This window comes from Cupriavidus sp. 05N39, from assembly GCF_056397325.1.
Map to the genome: position 1 here is coordinate 13,903 of NZ_JBFTNE010000012.1, position 14,166 is coordinate 28,068.

Genomic DNA, 14,166 nt, shown 5'->3' on the forward strand with positions numbered 1-14,166 from the left:
GTTCTGTATCAAATATGACAGTTCGCCTGCGGCTTGCCGCTTGCACTCGCCAAAGGACAAATGAATTTGGTGGCACAGTTGGTCAGGCTGCAGAAAATTTGCCATGGGCGGCTTGGRAAAGCCACCTATGGCCTCTCCCGGCTAGCAGTGATGCTCAAGCGGGAACGGCTTGGATTGCTGCTGGGCTCCGGGCGTTCAAGCGTCGCTGCGTATCGGCCTTGTGATGTAACCATTGCGGTCCGTAGGGCGCGGCTTGAATGACCAGAGGCTGCTGGTTTTCAGGCAGAAGAGAGTTGTCCAGAAGTGCATTTGCATCTCGCTTACCCGGTTGAAGTCAGAGTGTCCTTCGCGATGAGTGAATCATCTGGCCTGGCGCCACTTCCCGCTTTACCTTGCGCGCCTCGAACTTGTCCTTTTATGACAATGGTCCGCTGACGCGGCAGCACTGGATCGCCGACTACCGCAGCTTCGATCCGGATGGCGAGTCATCAGCAGGCTGCAACCACCTCGGCCGGACGTCTGCGCGGCAATAGCACCCGACCAGCCTTCAAGCATTCTGACGGGCGTAGCCAAAGTTGCTTGTCCTCCACGACGACTTCATAGGTGCGGATACGCAAGCCCGGAGATGCGGTGCACTGGCCGTTGCGAATGTCAAATCGCAAGCCGTGTGCAGGGCAGCTGATAACGTGCTCAACACACGAACCTCCTGCCATGGAGGCTCCCGCATGCGGGCAACTGTTTTCCATGGCAAAGAACTGGCCGGCAAGGTTGAACACGATTGCCGATTGACCGTCTTGCAGCAAGACCAGTTTGCGCGCGCCTGGAGCCAGCGACTCCGGAGGCCCGACCAGAATCCATTCAGAATCAGGCATCGGATTTGCACTCGCAGTTCAGACGCCTGGCCGCCACGGCTTTCTGCATGATCTGAATCAACTCGCTTGCTGGAACTGCGCCAGTGACCGGCCACTGGCCATTGAAGACGAGATAAGGAACCCCTCCTGCATGGCCGGCCCCCATTGAAGACCGGAGCGGAGAGCACGCCCTGGCATCCCAACTGAACCCTGACGATTGAGCCAGGGCCTGCAGTGTCTCGGTCGAACCGATGTCTTGCCCCTGGGAGAAGAATGCACGGTAGATGGACTCTACCAACTGGTACATGGACTCCGGCACAAGCCTGGACTGGGCCGCATTGACCAGGGCACATGCCAGCGCCGAATTCGGGAAGGTCGCAATGGCTTCGAAGTTCAACGATAGATCAACCGATGCGGCCACAGCGCGAATCTGTGCGCGGCGCATCGCCACAGCCCGCTGGCCACCAAGCCTTGCTTCATAGAATTCTTGGTACGGAATGCCTTGCGCAGGAATCTGCGGCAGCAAGGCATTGGCATGCCATATCGTCTCCAGCACCAACCCAGGATGCTGCTGTCGAATGCTTGCCCATGCTGAGCGCAGATTACGCAATCCAATCCAGCACCAGGGGCAAATCAGGTCAAGGTGAAAATCAACGCGCAGGGTTTGCGGCGATGTGGCGGCAGGAACCGCACCCGAAAGTTCAGAGCAATTCACGCAATAATTCCTTAGCGCCCGGCCAGGGGCCGTATCCAGATGCAGGGTCGATGTGACCGCCATTACCAAGATCGACAAGGCGAGAACGCCGGTCACCCGCCAAATGAACGACCCGCTCGAAGCTGGCCAAGGGATCCGGACGGCTGGCTGCTATCGGGCCGGGAATGGCGGCTTTGTCCGGGGCAGCCCGCAATGCCGCGCACGGCACATCTTATTCCTCGAGCCTGATTCCTGCGTCGTTGGCGATCTTCGTCCAGACTTGCAGATCATTCCGGACGATCTCGCCCAACTGCGCGGAGGACTTTACAGGAGGCGGCTCGAAGTTCAGTTTCTTCATCAGGGCCGCGATCTCCGGCAACGCCTGCACCTTGTTGACCTCATCGGCCAGCCGCTTCGCGATCGCCGGACTAGTTCCGGCCGGCGCGAACATGCCGAACCATCCCACCGTGCTGAACTTGTAACCCTGTTCACCCATCGTTTTGACGTCGGCGAGCTGGGGAGACCGCACGTTGCCCACAATCGCAATGCCGCGCACCTTCCCGGATTGCAGGAACGGAACTGCCACGCTGGGATCGGTCCAGCCGATCTTCAGCACCCCCGAGGATAGTTCGGTGAGCAGTTGACTGGAGGTCCGATATGCGACGTGTTCGGTCTTCATGCCGGTCTGCTTCTTTAGCCACTCCATCGTCAAGTGCGCGGACGAGCCGGTGCCCCAGCTGCCATAGCTGTACTTATCCGGATTCGCCTTCACGAGCGCAATGAGTCCAGGCAAGTCGTGCACCGGCAGATCCGGGCTCACCAGCAGCAACACCCCACCCACCGCAGTCTGCGCGATCGGCACGAGGCTCTTTCTTGCCTCCTGGGAAATGGGCTTGATGACAGCCGGCGCAACCACCATGTTGGATGCCGTTGTGTAGAGAATCGTGTAGCCATCCGGCGCCGCCTTGAGGACGGCGTTCGTCCCGATCACCCCACTGCCACCCGGCCGGTTCTCCACGACCACAGATTGCTTCAGCGATTCGGAAAGGCGGCGCGCCATGACCCGCGCCAGCGCGTCGGTTCCCGATCCGGGAGACGACGGCACGATCATTTGAATCGGGCGCGCGGGCCAGGCTTCCTGTGCCTGGAGCGGACCTGCCGCGCACAAGGCAATGATTGCCTCGGCGCACAGCGCCGCTGCGAGCAGCTTTTTCAGTAATGACATCGTCTCCCCCATGTTTTCTGGACTATCACCCAGCTTGCCAGGTGGTTGTTGCCTCACCAACCAACTGCGCAACAAGCGATTTCTACCGGCCCAGGCTATCTTGAGCACGATCATAGCAGCATTAGAATTTAATGTCGACATTATTGTATTTGTGCGATGCACGCGACGCGCTGCCACCGGCTCCTCGTGGTGCTTGATGGTGAACTTGACGCCTGCGGGCATCGCCGACAGCACAGGGGCGTTGGCGGTTCTGGAGACGCTAACGAAGTGCCGGCCGGGACTGGGGATCTGTTTGCAGATGGTGYGTACGATCGTCGCACTTTGATGGATAGAGCCGCGACGCTCGATTTCGTCGTGCAGGTGGTGCGCCGCCACGAGGATCAGGTTGGTTTCGCGGTGCTACCCCGGCGTTGGGTGATGGAGCGTACCTTCGGATGGAGGGACTACGAGCGGCGTCCTGATGCGTCCGAGACCATGGTCTATATCGCAATGGGCGGGCTGCTACTGCGCAGAGTCGCCCATCCTTCAGTTTTCAAACGGGCTCCTGGTGCAGCTGCCGAGTCGTTTTAACCATTAAACTTTCTCCAATGGCGAAGGGAAATCGGTGGCGGCCAGCCATTGCGCGGTGAAGCGCCCCATCGCACTTAACAATACGTCGGAGTTGAGGCCTGCCACGCCTCCAAACGCCGGCGAGATGACCAACGTCGTATTGTCCTGGGTGAACACCTGCAATCTCACGGGTAAATCCGCTGGCTGCAGTATCGCGTCCGTACCTCTCGCATTGGAGAACTCGAATGCGCGCAGAAAGTCGTCCGCATGGCATGCGCCTATGCAGACAATTACCTTGGGCTGCATGCGTTGCCTCAATTTCGCAATGAAGCGGAAACGGCCACCCGTCCGGCATAGACTGAGGTATCGACTCTGGGGATTAAGCGCCGGTTGGTTCCGGTACACCCTGGCCCAGCATCTGTTTCCGTTTGCGCCCGTGGGCAAAGGAAACAGACTGATCCTGAATTCCCCGCCGGAGGGACCGTAAAGGTGGCGCATGAAGTAATGCTTCCAGTCGCATGCTTCTGCGCCAAATGCCGCCGAGCGTGCTGAGGAAATGAGCTTTGCCGCTTTCTGATGGCTTTGCCAGCGCATCATATTTTCCTGATTCCGCTGTCGAAAGTATTTGTCCCATACAACTGGCTCGTGCAAAGGATTGAGCGGTGCTGTCAGCGACTTGCCATCGGTATTTGGCGTAATGTCGCAGAGCCAGACGGGTGCGGCGGGATTTCCGTACATGCCGACATAGGAAGCAAGGTAAGCATCTACCTCCTCACTGGAGAAACCAACAATACTTGATGGGTTTCCTTGAACCGCATTCCGAATGCCGTCGCTCGGCGCAACCCCGCTCCATCCAACGGCAAGCGCAGCTAGTGCGTTCATGCTTCACGCCTCTTATTGGTTATAAAAACTATAACGATATGAGGGGAGCTTAACCACTTCCAACAGCTTTGCAAGCCCGAGACCTGTCCGATGTTGACGGGGCGCAACACTCGAAAACGCAGGCGCCAGCTGCGTGGCGCCATATCTTCCCCGCCTCTAACGGCACGCAAAATCCGCTGGTGCCGCACGCAAGTGTGCAAAGAAAAAACGGCCTGCCGTCGTCTGGCTCTCCCGGCATCGTCCGGCGCATCCAACCGGCCTCCGGACATGTGTGTCTCCGAGGTTCCCACCGGATATGATGAAAGCCTCACGTGACGGACCTCAAATCACTATTCAGCGTTGGCTGACAACAACATGAGAATTAAGCGACATCTATTTCAGATGTAGATGTGTTTAAATTCACCCTTCGCAGCGTCGCTGCACCACTTACGCGCACGCTGCGCGAAACCGGAATGGGCACCCCCGCACAGTTCCGGTTTTTTTTCACATCCGCGTTCCCATGCGGCAGGCGGGAAGCCCTCCACGGGGCTGCAAGCGATATTCCGTCGCCCCCACGGAGGCCCGGCTCCGCAGGCACCCCTAGACATCCCCTCCTGCACCCGCCACTTCACGCCTGAGTCGAAGCGATGCACCGATGCGCTTGAAAGGTTCAGGCGGCATCCAGCCTGGACGGCTGTTTGCCATGATGAAGTCAAGCTCCCTGCTCCGCATGCCGTTCATGTACTCGGCCATGAAGTGGCCGAGATACGTGCCCTTGACGAGGCCGACACCATTGCACCCCACGGTGCTGAAGAAGTTGTCCCCATCCTTGCGGAACACGGAGTGATGGTTGAGCGTCATGCTGATGAGCCCGCCCCATGTGTATTCGAAGCGCTTACCGGCAATGAAGGGAAAACGCGCCTCGAATGACGTGCGGTGGTTTGCCCATGCGGCCTGCAGGCAGGTGTCGCTGCTGCGCAGCGCAGGCTGAAGGTGAAACGTGTTGCGCACAAAGATGCGCCCGTCAGGCGTGTAGCGGACGGTGGTTCCGGCCGGGTGCGCCGATGTGGTACCCCAGGGCCGTACCCCGCTGAAATGGGTCGAGACTTCGCTGCCGGATAGCGGTTCGGTCAGGCTCGCATAGGTGAAGAGTGAAGCCAGCCGGTTCCCGGCGCGGCCGAATGCCTCGCTGAAACTGCCGACGGTTAGCGCCAGCACGTCAGCGCGCAAGGTGCCGTCCAGGAACTTCAGGGTATGGACTGGCCCGTAGTCGCAGGCCACTACCGGGCTCGCCGCGAACAGCGTGACTGATTCCGGTAGCGCAGCGGCCAGACCGCGAACCAGGGCCGCCGGGTTTACCAGCACGTTGCCGGGTGTATAGACCGCCGCCTTGTAATAGCTTGTGCCGAGCCGCCGCGAGAGGGCCTGTCCTTCCACGACTTCATATTCGAAGCCAGCGGCCTTCAGGGCGTCGGCAAAACACGCGAGCCTGGCTAGATTGCCTTCCTCGTGCGCCGACATGTATTTCCCCGCGTCGTGCCAGCCGCAATCGATGCGGTATCGTTCTTTCAGGCCGCGCAACTGGCTGATGGCAAAATTGTTCAGCGCGAACAGCTGGCGCTCGTATTCGGCGTCCGGCTGTCCACCATCCACGTTGTGCGGCACATCGATCAGGAAGCCAGCGTTGCGGCCCGAGGTGCCCTGGCCGATCTCAAGTGCGTCGATAAGGGCGATCCTTGCCTGCGGACGGATCTCCGCCAGCCGGCGTGCCAGCGAGATGCCGGTGAAACCGGCCCCTACGATGGCAACATCGAAATGCTGCTCCCCCTTGAGGCGCGCTCCGAGACCGGAATGACGGGAAGGTGATGATTCATACCAGCCGAGATCACCGTCGATGGCTGGTCGTTTGCGTATGGATTGCATTGATAAATTGGCTGCCCGGGAAGGGCAGCCGCTATTCTATACACATAGTGGGCCTGACATGGCGACTGGCAGCGGGAATCAAGACTGGCCGGCCACGGCCGCCCGGCACATTCCCGAAGCGCCCGGGGATGTCGGGCCTTCTTGGCCCGAAAATTCAGCACTCTGGCCGGCGCCGGCGCCACCGCTCACAGCGGCCCGGGAAGTGCCTTCAGGCCGATCCAGAGCACAACGATGACGACGTTGACCGGCACGCTGAGCACACCGGGCACGTAGAAGAGCGCCGACAGGCCAGGCGCGCGCAGCATCAGTTCGACCACGCCACCCAGGGCGCAGAAGGACAGCCCGCACCAGAGCCAGCGCCGCATATAGGTCAGCAGCCAGTGCGCGTGCGCCTGGTTGAAACGCCAGGCGACGGTACGTTCGACGAGATTGCCCCGGCTGACGTCGCGGAACAGCCAGCCGAAGAAGAAGTAGCGGTACAGCATGGTGCGAAAGGCAAGCTCTTGCATGATGACTCCTTCAGCCGCGCCTGTCCGTAGTTCGCCTGGCCCGGCGCTGAATGGCGCCGGGCCCTGCATCTCCGCCCCCACCTGTGTCCGGGAYGCAATAGCGGAGAAGATACGCACGGCCAAAAGCGCTTCGGGCTGCCTCGTGCCTGGGCTTCCACGCCCCAAGTACACGCTGGTCACCCCTGGATAGTGGTGTCATACCCCATATGACCTGGCCGATACCGGTTAGTCGCACGGCAAGTGCCATCATTGCACGGCCCATGATCGACCATGAAGCAGGCGCAGCGGCCGGGAAAATGGCGTGAGACTACAGCCCCGTCTGCGTGTTCTCGACGCAAGCCTTTGCGTAGGCAATTGCTTCGCGGATCGCTTCATCCTTGCTGCCGAACCGGTTTTTCATCTTGTGCCGCAAGCCAGGGATGAACTCGTTGGTGTGATCGATCTTTCGCTCGAACAATACTGATGCCTGCCAAATCCCGCCATGTGACTCCCAGACCGTGCAGTGGCAGTGGTAATCCCCTTCTTCGACAAAGACATGGCTCGACACGGCAATCTCCCATCGTTACTCATGGATCATGGAGTGGGCAGAAAATCACTAGCCATTTTCCTTCTCATCGCCCAAGCCAAACAGATGCACGGTGTCCCGGTGTCGCCGGTGAGCTACCAGCGCCAAGCACAGGCCTGCGATTGAGAACCCCAAGGCCCAGCCGATAGTGCGCCGCATCTTCGCGGCCTGTTCGGCCCGGTAGCGGGAGTCCGCGGCTACGCGCACGCCCTCCCAAAACTCGGTTTCCTGGTTGCCGTTTTCGACTATCGCCATGTCTGCCTCCCTTGATGGATGTCGGAGAGATTTATGGAGGAAATCGTAGCATGTAGCACCTGACCACGCAGACCATCCACTACCACTCCGGCACCTGATGGACCTGCCCCCGCTGTCGGGCAGGCTGCGCGTCAGCTCGCCCCGCGAGAATCCGGCATCTCAGGGGGCGATATTGCCGGGACCGCTACGATCCATGCAGCGAAATTGGATTGCCAACACATGGCCCCCGGCCGTGGAGACAACGTTTCATTCATGCCGCGCAAATGCGCGCTCGCCCAATACCTTGTTCAATCRATTGTTCAAAATATCCAGGGATGTGAACCCCGTCGCCAGAAGTTGCAACTGTCCTCGATCTTCGACGAGCAAACTCGGGAAACTTGATATACCCCAGCTACGGGCGAGGGAAAAATCCGCCTGCGTCGCTTGCTTCACATTATCGGATTCGAAGAGATCGCGAAATGCCTGCTTCGATACATCGAGGCCGCTGTCTGCCAGGGCGCCGGCTGCCACTTCGACCAGGACATCCGTTGCCGTGGTATCTCGGGCATCAATGTAGAATGCTCGCTGCAGAGTACGAAATAGCGGAAGCGGATTCTGTCCTGGAGCAAATGCGCGCGCGGTTACCACCGCTCGGCAGATGGGTTCCGTATCGTATACAAAGCCTTCGCGAGCCAGGAACCCCTTGCGGTTGAATTGAAGACCGCTAGCCTGCTCCACGCGCGTCCAGTGTTGAAGGCGGAAGCGTTTGCCGGCGTCGTCCAGAATGTCCGTTGCCCCTGCGCGTATGCCGCCCACTACAATTTTCAGGGGCAGGTCCGGCCTTGTTTCCGTGAGTTCCGTCAAAATATTTCCAAATCCGTAACACCACGAACACATCGGGTCGCCAACGTAGATCAACTGCATCGAGTTCTCCTGAATGAAGGGCTGATTGCAATGCGTGTCCAGCCCGGGGACTCCAATCTATTGGATGGGCCGGCACCGATAAACGCCCCTCGCGACATAACAGTCGTTACATGCCCGCAAAACGATGAAACGCAAATTCGATGACCTTCAGCTCGGCAGCATCGAGCTCTTCTGTCTCGCCGCAGAACTCAGCAGTTTTACGGCAGCAGCGATTGCCACCAGCGTGACGCCGGCAGCAGTAAGCCGCTCCGTTTCCCGCCTGGAATCGCGTCTGGGTGTACGCCTCTTTGTCAGGACGACACGCCAGATAAGGTTGACGGATGAAGGCCGGATCTATTTCGAGCAATCTCGCAACGCGCTGGCGCAACTGGTCGATGCCGAGCGGCAAGTGAGCGGTCAACACGGGAGTCCGGCAGGTCTGCTGCGCATCAGCCTGCCAACCCCATATGCGCACTACCGGGTGCTACCGGTGCTGCCGGAATTCCATCGGCGCTTCCCCGATGTTTCCGTCGAAACCCATATCAGCAATCGCAACGTCGAATTCGCAGACGACGTCTACGATCTGTCGGTCCGTGGCAAGGCGCCCGAGGACTCCACGCTCATCGCCAGGAAACTGGAGGACGCGGAACTCGTGGTCGTCGCTACGCCGGGCTATCTCAAGCGCGCGGGCAAACCGACTACGCTTGACGAGTTGCACACGCACGAGTGCATTCAGTTCGATATTCCCAGCAGTGGACGGCGGTTGGCCTGGACCTTCAGTCATGAAGGGAAACACATCGACATCGCGACAACGGGAAGCTACGGATGCTCCGAGGACGTGCTCGGCGGCGCTACGCTGGCGCGCGCAGGAGCGGGATTGTTTCAGACCTATCGATTCGTGGTGGAGTCTGACCTGCGCGAGGGGAATCTGGTGGAGGTGTTGCCGGAGTATGGCGGGGCCACCCGGCCGTTCATCCTGCTCTACCCGCACGCGCGCCATTTGTCGCTGCGCGTGCGAACCTTCGTCGATTTCCTGGTGGAGAAGTTCGCGCACTGAGCTACTGCGCCGGCCTTATCTTCGCGATGACTACCAGCACGACAGCGGCGTTGGCAGGCAGCTGGTTATGCGAGAACGCCGAACGTGCATGGCCGGCCTTTTCACCCAGCACGGCGGCAAACAAATCCGAGGCGCCGTTGATCACCGCGGGTTGATCGAAATAGCCCTCGGCACTGCTCACATGGCCTTCGACGCGCACGATATGATCCAGCCGCTCAAATCCGCCAAGGTAGTGCCTGATTTGCGCCAGAACGTTCAAAGCGGCCAGTTCAGCCGCCTGCTTGCCTTGCTCCACGGTCAGGACTTCGCCAACGCGCCCTTGAAAAATGACGCGGCCCTCCCGAAGCGGGAGTTGCCCCGATATAAAAAGAAGGTCGCCTGCTTCACTGGTCGCGGTGTAGCTGCCCAGGGGCTGCGGCGGCTGCGGCAGCGCAAGGCCAAGATCTGCGAGTTTGGATTCCACGGACATTTCGGCTCCTCAATGGTTACGGCTGAACAAAGACATCTCAAGAATGATTGATTAATTGATTGGCTCGGCATGGCGGCCGTAGATGCCACCGCTTTCATTGTTCAACAACGGGAACCGCCTTGCCGCGGATGCGGAATCCGATCCTCCATGCCGGACATATGATGTAGACGATCGGCATTCCGCTTTGGCTAAACTATAGGCTCCGGTGCCGCCCCGATAAGCCGCCGACGTGGAACATCACTTGCTACACGACGGAATAAATCCGAGTGGCCTTCACCCTCGCGTCCAGGACTTCGCCGGCCACAGTAACTTGACGCCTCACGGGTCTTGCATGGCTGAGGCCCCACACGGCGCCCGCGCGCCAGTCTCCGATCGGTTGCGTTATCCCTTCCAGCGCCGCCAGGGTCACGCAGGCCGGTCTATTCCATGGACAAGAATTTCGTCCGCGCGTAACGCATAGGGTTTTGCCTGGAACCGGGTTCCAACAAGCCCGCTCGATTTCGAATCATCTGGAAGTCGAGCGTTCTGGTGCGAGTTCAAGAGGATGTGGAAAGGTTGCCTGCCCGATAAGCACGGGCAGGCCGGATTTATGAAAACGCTGGCTCAGACCAGGTTGATCACGACGTTGATGTTGCCGCTTGTGGCTTTGGAGTACGGGCACGTCTGGTGCGCGGCGTCCACCAGCGCCTGGGCGACTTCGTGCTCCAGACCCGGGAGGCTGACATTGAGACGCGCTTGAAGGAAGTAGGCGCCGCCGGCTGTGCCCAGGTCCACTTCCGCGTCGATGGCCAGGTCGGCCGGGAGAGTGACCTTCATTTTGCCAGCCGCGATCCCGATCGCACCGATAAAACAGGCCGACCAGCCAGCGGCAAACAGCTGCTCCGGATTGGTGCCGCTGCCGGCGGTGCCGGGAGACGAGAGCTGAATGTCCAGGCGGCCATCAGAGCTGCGGGACGTGCCGTTCCGCCCACCGGAGGAGGTGTGGGTTTTGCCGGTGTAGAGTACATTTTCGAGTTGGGTCATGATGGATTTCTTACTGGAAATTTAAAAGGCTGTTTATCAATCGTATGCGATCAATCCGGGCGGTCATCGGAGTGACGGGACGTGCTATGCGGCCAAGCGGGGATCTGCAGCGTGTTCGCTTTCGGTATAGCCGTCACGGTTGCTGATGCGGGCGAGCATGGCAGCGCTGTCGGCAGCGGCATCTGAGCCGCGGGCGGGCGAAGCGGAGACGCCAACGCGATCCAGGCCCGCGACGAATCGCGCGGTGCCATCGACATAACGGGCGCCATCCGTGTAGACGTCACGCTCGCCACTACGCGCGCCGTCAGTGAACGGGTCCCGCTCTACGCTGCGCGCGGCGGCTGCGCTTGGGCCAGCGCCATGATCCGAAGCCAGCTCGGCTGCGGACACAGTCTGTACCCCACCGGCGGCGGCCAAAAGGGCAACGATCGAGACAAGGCGCTTGGCAAAGATTGTGACGTTGATGATTTTCATGATGCTTATCCAGGTTCGTGTAGGGCAGTTGCGCCGGTGTCCGGCGCGGACGGTGTTGCGGCGCGGGCGGGATGATCTGGTCTTGGTTGCCGCCGCCGCGCTACAGGAAGCATTTAAGGCGACCGATGTATCTGGCCCGTAGCGATTTCGCCGTGGCACTGTGAGCACACGTATCGCACTGGGCAAGCGATACAAACGAATACAAAATCGTCCGTCGCGGCAGCGAGGAGGAGGGAATGAAGAAACGGCGGCCGAGGGCGGAGAGACTGGACCCGGACCGGAGGACGGCACGGACCGCACCTTGTCGGGACGCGGCACGAAGTGCTTCATGCCAAACACCAGACACCAAACGCCAACCGCTAAACGCTAAACGCGACGTGCAGCCCACCCAGCCTGCCGTCGCTGGAAACGAGGCGCCGCGCGCCGGAACAGCCCGCTATGCCTGTGCAGGCAGGGTGAGCCTGGCCTGAAGGCCGCCCTCTTGCCGATTGGAGAGTATGAGCCGCCCGCCAAGGGCCTGCGCCAGTTGCTGCGCAATCGCCAACCCCAGGCCCGTACCGCCCGTCCCCCTGTTCCGGGACGTCTCGAGGCGATAGAACGGCTGCATGACCCGTTCAAGCTCGGCTTCGGGAATGCCGGGACCGCGATCCCGCACTGCAATGGCAAGACTGCCTTCCGCCTCCCGGAACACAGCAATATCCACGTCGCCGCCGAACTTGAGCGCGTTGTCCACGAGGTTCGTCAGGATGCGACGCAGCGCCTGTGGGCGCGTCAGTACCGGTGCGCCGACCTTGCCGTCCAGGGTAATCGCATGCCCACCGTCCCGATAGTCACAAGCCAGGCTGTCCAGCAGTGCATCGAGGTCCACGCGGGCCAGCGCTTCCGCGCTGCCATGCAGCGTGCGCGCATAGGCGAYRCCCTCGCGGACCAGATGCTCCATCGCGCGAAGATCGCTGTAAAGCTTGTCCTGCGTCTCGGATCTCTCCATCAAGTCCAGGCGCAACCGCATTCGCGTGATGGGCGTCTGCAAGTCGTGGGAGATCGCCGCGAGAATTTGCACGCGCTCGGCGAGATACCCGGCGATGCGCTGCTGCATGGCGTTGAAGGCCGCCGCGGCGTGTACGACCTCGGCCGGCCCGCGCTCGGGGATAAGGTCGGCCTTCAGATCGGGCCCCAGATTCTCCGCGGCTGCCGCCAGTTGCTTCAGCGGCCGCGTTACCAGGCGCACGGCGATCCAAGCGCAGCCTGCCAGCAGCGCCAGTTGAACGCACAGGAGCACCGGCAACCAGGCCGACAATCCCGTTGGCGCCGGATGGACATCAATGGTGAGCGGACTGCCGTCGCTCAGGCGCAAATGCACCTGGAATTGCGCCCCATCTGCAGACAGTGTATTTGCCGTCACATCGTAACGCTCCCCCAGTGCCTCTGCGATCGTCGCGACGGCTTCCTGGGATAGTTGCAAGGCTGGCGGGTCGCCGCCGGCCGTGCCGGCGTTGAGCAGATAGCTGTAGTTTCGGCGCCCCAGCCGATCGAGCCAGGCCGGCCGCTTATCCGCCGGCATCATGTCCAGGATGGCAACGGAACTGGCCACATCGCGCCCGAGGTTGCCCAGCATCAACCTGTCGGCGACCTGCGAACGCTCCCGCAGCACGAGGCTGAAGGCAAGCCCTTGCGCCAGCACGAGGCCGATCAGCAGTATCACCATCAGGCGAGCAAACAACGTGCGCGGCCATCCTCGCAGGATCCCGTCCGGGCGGCTCATGTGCGCGCCTCCCGAATCTCCACCATCGCCGCGAACACATAGCCCTCGCTGCGCACCGTCTTGATATAGCGGGGCTCCTTGGCATCGTCGCGCAGACGCTGCCGCAGGCGGCTCACCATCAGGTCGATGGAGCGCTCGAACAGTTCGGCTTCGCGTCCCTGCGTCAGGTTGAGCAGTTGGTCCCGGTTCAGCACGCGCTGCGGATGGTCGAGGAAGACCCGCAGTAGCCGGTACTCCGCGCCGCTGAGGGCGACGATGACGTCGTTATCGTCGAGCAGGTGCCGCGCGGTCGTATCCAGCCGCCAGGGGCCGAAAGCCAGCACGGTAGCCGCTTCGGTGATCTGCAGGTTGGGGGGCAGCATGCGCGTGCGCCGCAGCACCGAACGTATCCTGGCCAGCAGTTCGCGCGCCGCGAATGGCTTGACGAGGTAGTCGTCCGCGCCCATCTCAAGCCCCAGGATACGATCGGCCTCCTCGTTGCGGGCAGTAAGCATCAGCACTGGCATGTTCTTGCGTTCGCTTGCGCGCAAGTCCCGGCACAACGTCAGTCCGTCTTCGCCGGGAAGCATCAGGTCCAGCACGACGAGATCCACCGCGCCCTTGTCCAAGGCCGCGCGCATCTCGCGTCCGTTCGCCGCAAGGGTCACACGCATCCCGCTGCGTTCGAGATACTCGGCCGCCAGCGTACGGATCTCCCGGTCGTCGTCCACGATAAGGATATGGTCAGGCTGCGTCATGGCGCACCGTCAGATTGGCAGGGTGGTTGCCGGTCACAGGGCGAACACGCCGTCGCCGTGCGGCGCCCGTCAGGCGCAGAACAGGCGGTCTGGAGAAAGCCCATCGGCAGGTCGCACCTGCGCGAAGCTCATACGCGAGTGCGGACAAGATCATCGTGGCGAGCAGCAGTGAACGCTTCATTTTCGTTTCCCCTCCAGGATCGCGGCGCGCAGCCCGCGCCTTGATGCCATTGTGCCGTTGCCTCCGTGGCGCTTTGTATCGTCATGTATCTGGACCGCCCGCGGACAAGAAACATTTCATTTCCGGCCGTTTCCCGAAACATCCGGCAT

At 60.9% G+C, this 14,166-nt stretch carries 16 protein-coding genes and 1 pseudogene; 2 read left to right on the forward strand and 15 right to left on the reverse strand.

What is annotated here, in order from left to right; translation table 11 throughout:
* Nucleotides 1–488: 488 nt before the first annotated feature.
* The 4 genes from AC1DN0_RS07925 to AC1DN0_RS07940 are packed head-to-tail and all read right to left on the reverse strand — an operon-like array spanning nt 489 to nt 2,770.
* Entirely contained in the window at nt 489–872 is a 384-nt protein-coding gene (locus AC1DN0_RS07925; RefSeq protein ID WP_441627908.1) for a Rieske (2Fe-2S) protein, read from the reverse strand.
* Nucleotides 865–1,566, reverse strand: coding sequence for a DsbA family protein (locus AC1DN0_RS07930; RefSeq protein ID WP_441627910.1), 702 nt, complete (start codon nt 1,564–1,566; stop codon nt 865–867). Before AC1DN0_RS07930 ends, AC1DN0_RS07925 begins: the two co-directional genes overlap by 8 nt.
* Complete coding sequence (locus tag AC1DN0_RS07935; RefSeq protein ID WP_441627912.1) at nt 1,553–1,774, reverse strand: alpha/beta hydrolase; 222 nt, start codon at nt 1,772–1,774, stop codon at nt 1,553–1,555. The genes AC1DN0_RS07930 and AC1DN0_RS07935 overlap by 14 nt, the downstream gene beginning before the upstream one ends.
* A 3-nt stretch (nt 1,775–1,777) precedes the next feature.
* The gene (locus tag AC1DN0_RS07940; RefSeq protein WP_441627914.1) at nt 1,778–2,770 is read right to left on the reverse strand and encodes a Bug family tripartite tricarboxylate transporter substrate binding protein; all 993 of its coding nucleotides are present in this window, start codon (nt 2,768–2,770) and stop codon (nt 1,778–1,780) included.
* 193 nt (nt 2,771–2,963) lie between these two features.
* Between AC1DN0_RS07940 and AC1DN0_RS07945 the strand changes: the two are divergent.
* Nucleotides 2,964–3,340: pseudogene (locus AC1DN0_RS07945) on the forward strand (transposase); the annotation flags it as partial.
* A gap of 3 nt (nt 3,341–3,343) precedes the next feature.
* Here AC1DN0_RS07945 and AC1DN0_RS07950 read toward each other — a convergent pair.
* The 6 genes from AC1DN0_RS07950 to AC1DN0_RS07975 all read right to left on the reverse strand — a co-directional run bounded on the left by AC1DN0_RS07950 (nt 3,344) and on the right by AC1DN0_RS07975 (nt 8,335).
* Nucleotides 3,344–4,201, reverse strand: a complete 858-nt coding sequence (locus AC1DN0_RS07950) for a transcriptional regulator (protein ID WP_441627916.1) — start codon at nt 4,199–4,201, stop codon at nt 3,344–3,346.
* Between the two features lie 579 nt (nt 4,202–4,780).
* Nucleotides 4,781–6,103, reverse strand: coding sequence for an NAD(P)/FAD-dependent oxidoreductase (locus tag AC1DN0_RS07955; protein WP_441627918.1), 1,323 nt, complete (start codon nt 6,101–6,103; stop codon nt 4,781–4,783).
* A gap of 185 nt (nt 6,104–6,288) precedes the next feature.
* Nucleotides 6,289–6,612: a hypothetical protein gene (locus AC1DN0_RS07960; RefSeq protein WP_441627920.1), complete on the reverse strand. Its 324-nt coding sequence runs from the start codon at nt 6,610–6,612 to the stop codon at nt 6,289–6,291.
* Nucleotides 6,613–6,919: 307 nt separating this feature from the next.
* Nucleotides 6,920–7,159, reverse strand: coding sequence for a hypothetical protein (locus AC1DN0_RS07965; protein ID WP_441627921.1), 240 nt, complete (start codon nt 7,157–7,159; stop codon nt 6,920–6,922).
* A 48-nt stretch (nt 7,160–7,207) separates the two neighbouring features.
* Complete coding sequence (locus AC1DN0_RS07970; RefSeq protein WP_441627923.1) at nt 7,208–7,432, reverse strand: hypothetical protein; 225 nt, start codon at nt 7,430–7,432, stop codon at nt 7,208–7,210.
* Between the two features lie 246 nt (nt 7,433–7,678).
* The gene (locus AC1DN0_RS07975; RefSeq protein ID WP_477145643.1) at nt 7,679–8,335 is read right to left on the reverse strand and encodes a DsbA family protein; all 657 of its coding nucleotides are present in this window, start codon (nt 8,333–8,335) and stop codon (nt 7,679–7,681) included.
* A gap of 124 nt (nt 8,336–8,459) precedes the next feature.
* On the opposite strand from AC1DN0_RS07975, the gene AC1DN0_RS07980 reads away from it, so the two are divergent.
* Nucleotides 8,460–9,371, forward strand: coding sequence for a LysR family transcriptional regulator (locus AC1DN0_RS07980; RefSeq protein ID WP_441627927.1), 912 nt, complete (start codon nt 8,460–8,462; stop codon nt 9,369–9,371).
* 1 nt (nt 9,372) lies between these two features.
* On the opposite strand, the gene AC1DN0_RS07985 is transcribed toward AC1DN0_RS07980, so the two are convergent.
* The 5 genes from AC1DN0_RS07985 to AC1DN0_RS08005 all read right to left on the reverse strand — a co-directional run bounded on the left by AC1DN0_RS07985 (nt 9,373) and on the right by AC1DN0_RS08005 (nt 13,836).
* Nucleotides 9,373–9,840, reverse strand: coding sequence for a RidA family protein (locus AC1DN0_RS07985; protein WP_441627929.1), 468 nt, complete (start codon nt 9,838–9,840; stop codon nt 9,373–9,375).
* Between the two features lie 603 nt (nt 9,841–10,443).
* A complete protein-coding gene (locus AC1DN0_RS07990) occupies nt 10,444–10,863 on the reverse strand; it encodes an organic hydroperoxide resistance protein (protein ID WP_477101719.1) in 420 nt (139 codons plus the stop codon).
* Between the two features lie 84 nt (nt 10,864–10,947).
* On the reverse strand, nt 10,948–11,337 hold the full coding sequence (locus tag AC1DN0_RS07995; protein ID WP_441627933.1) for a hydroxyquinol 1,2-dioxygenase: 390 nt from the start codon (nt 11,335–11,337) through the stop codon (nt 10,948–10,950).
* 436 nt (nt 11,338–11,773) lie between these two features.
* On the reverse strand, nt 11,774–13,099 hold the full coding sequence (locus tag AC1DN0_RS08000; RefSeq protein WP_477145644.1) for an ATP-binding protein: 1,326 nt from the start codon (nt 13,097–13,099) through the stop codon (nt 11,774–11,776).
* Nucleotides 13,096–13,836 (reverse strand): response regulator, encoded by a 741-nt coding sequence (locus AC1DN0_RS08005; protein WP_441627937.1) that lies wholly within the window; start codon nt 13,834–13,836, stop codon nt 13,096–13,098. Before AC1DN0_RS08005 ends, AC1DN0_RS08000 begins: the two co-directional genes overlap by 4 nt.
* Nucleotides 13,837–14,166: the final 330 nt, after the last annotated feature.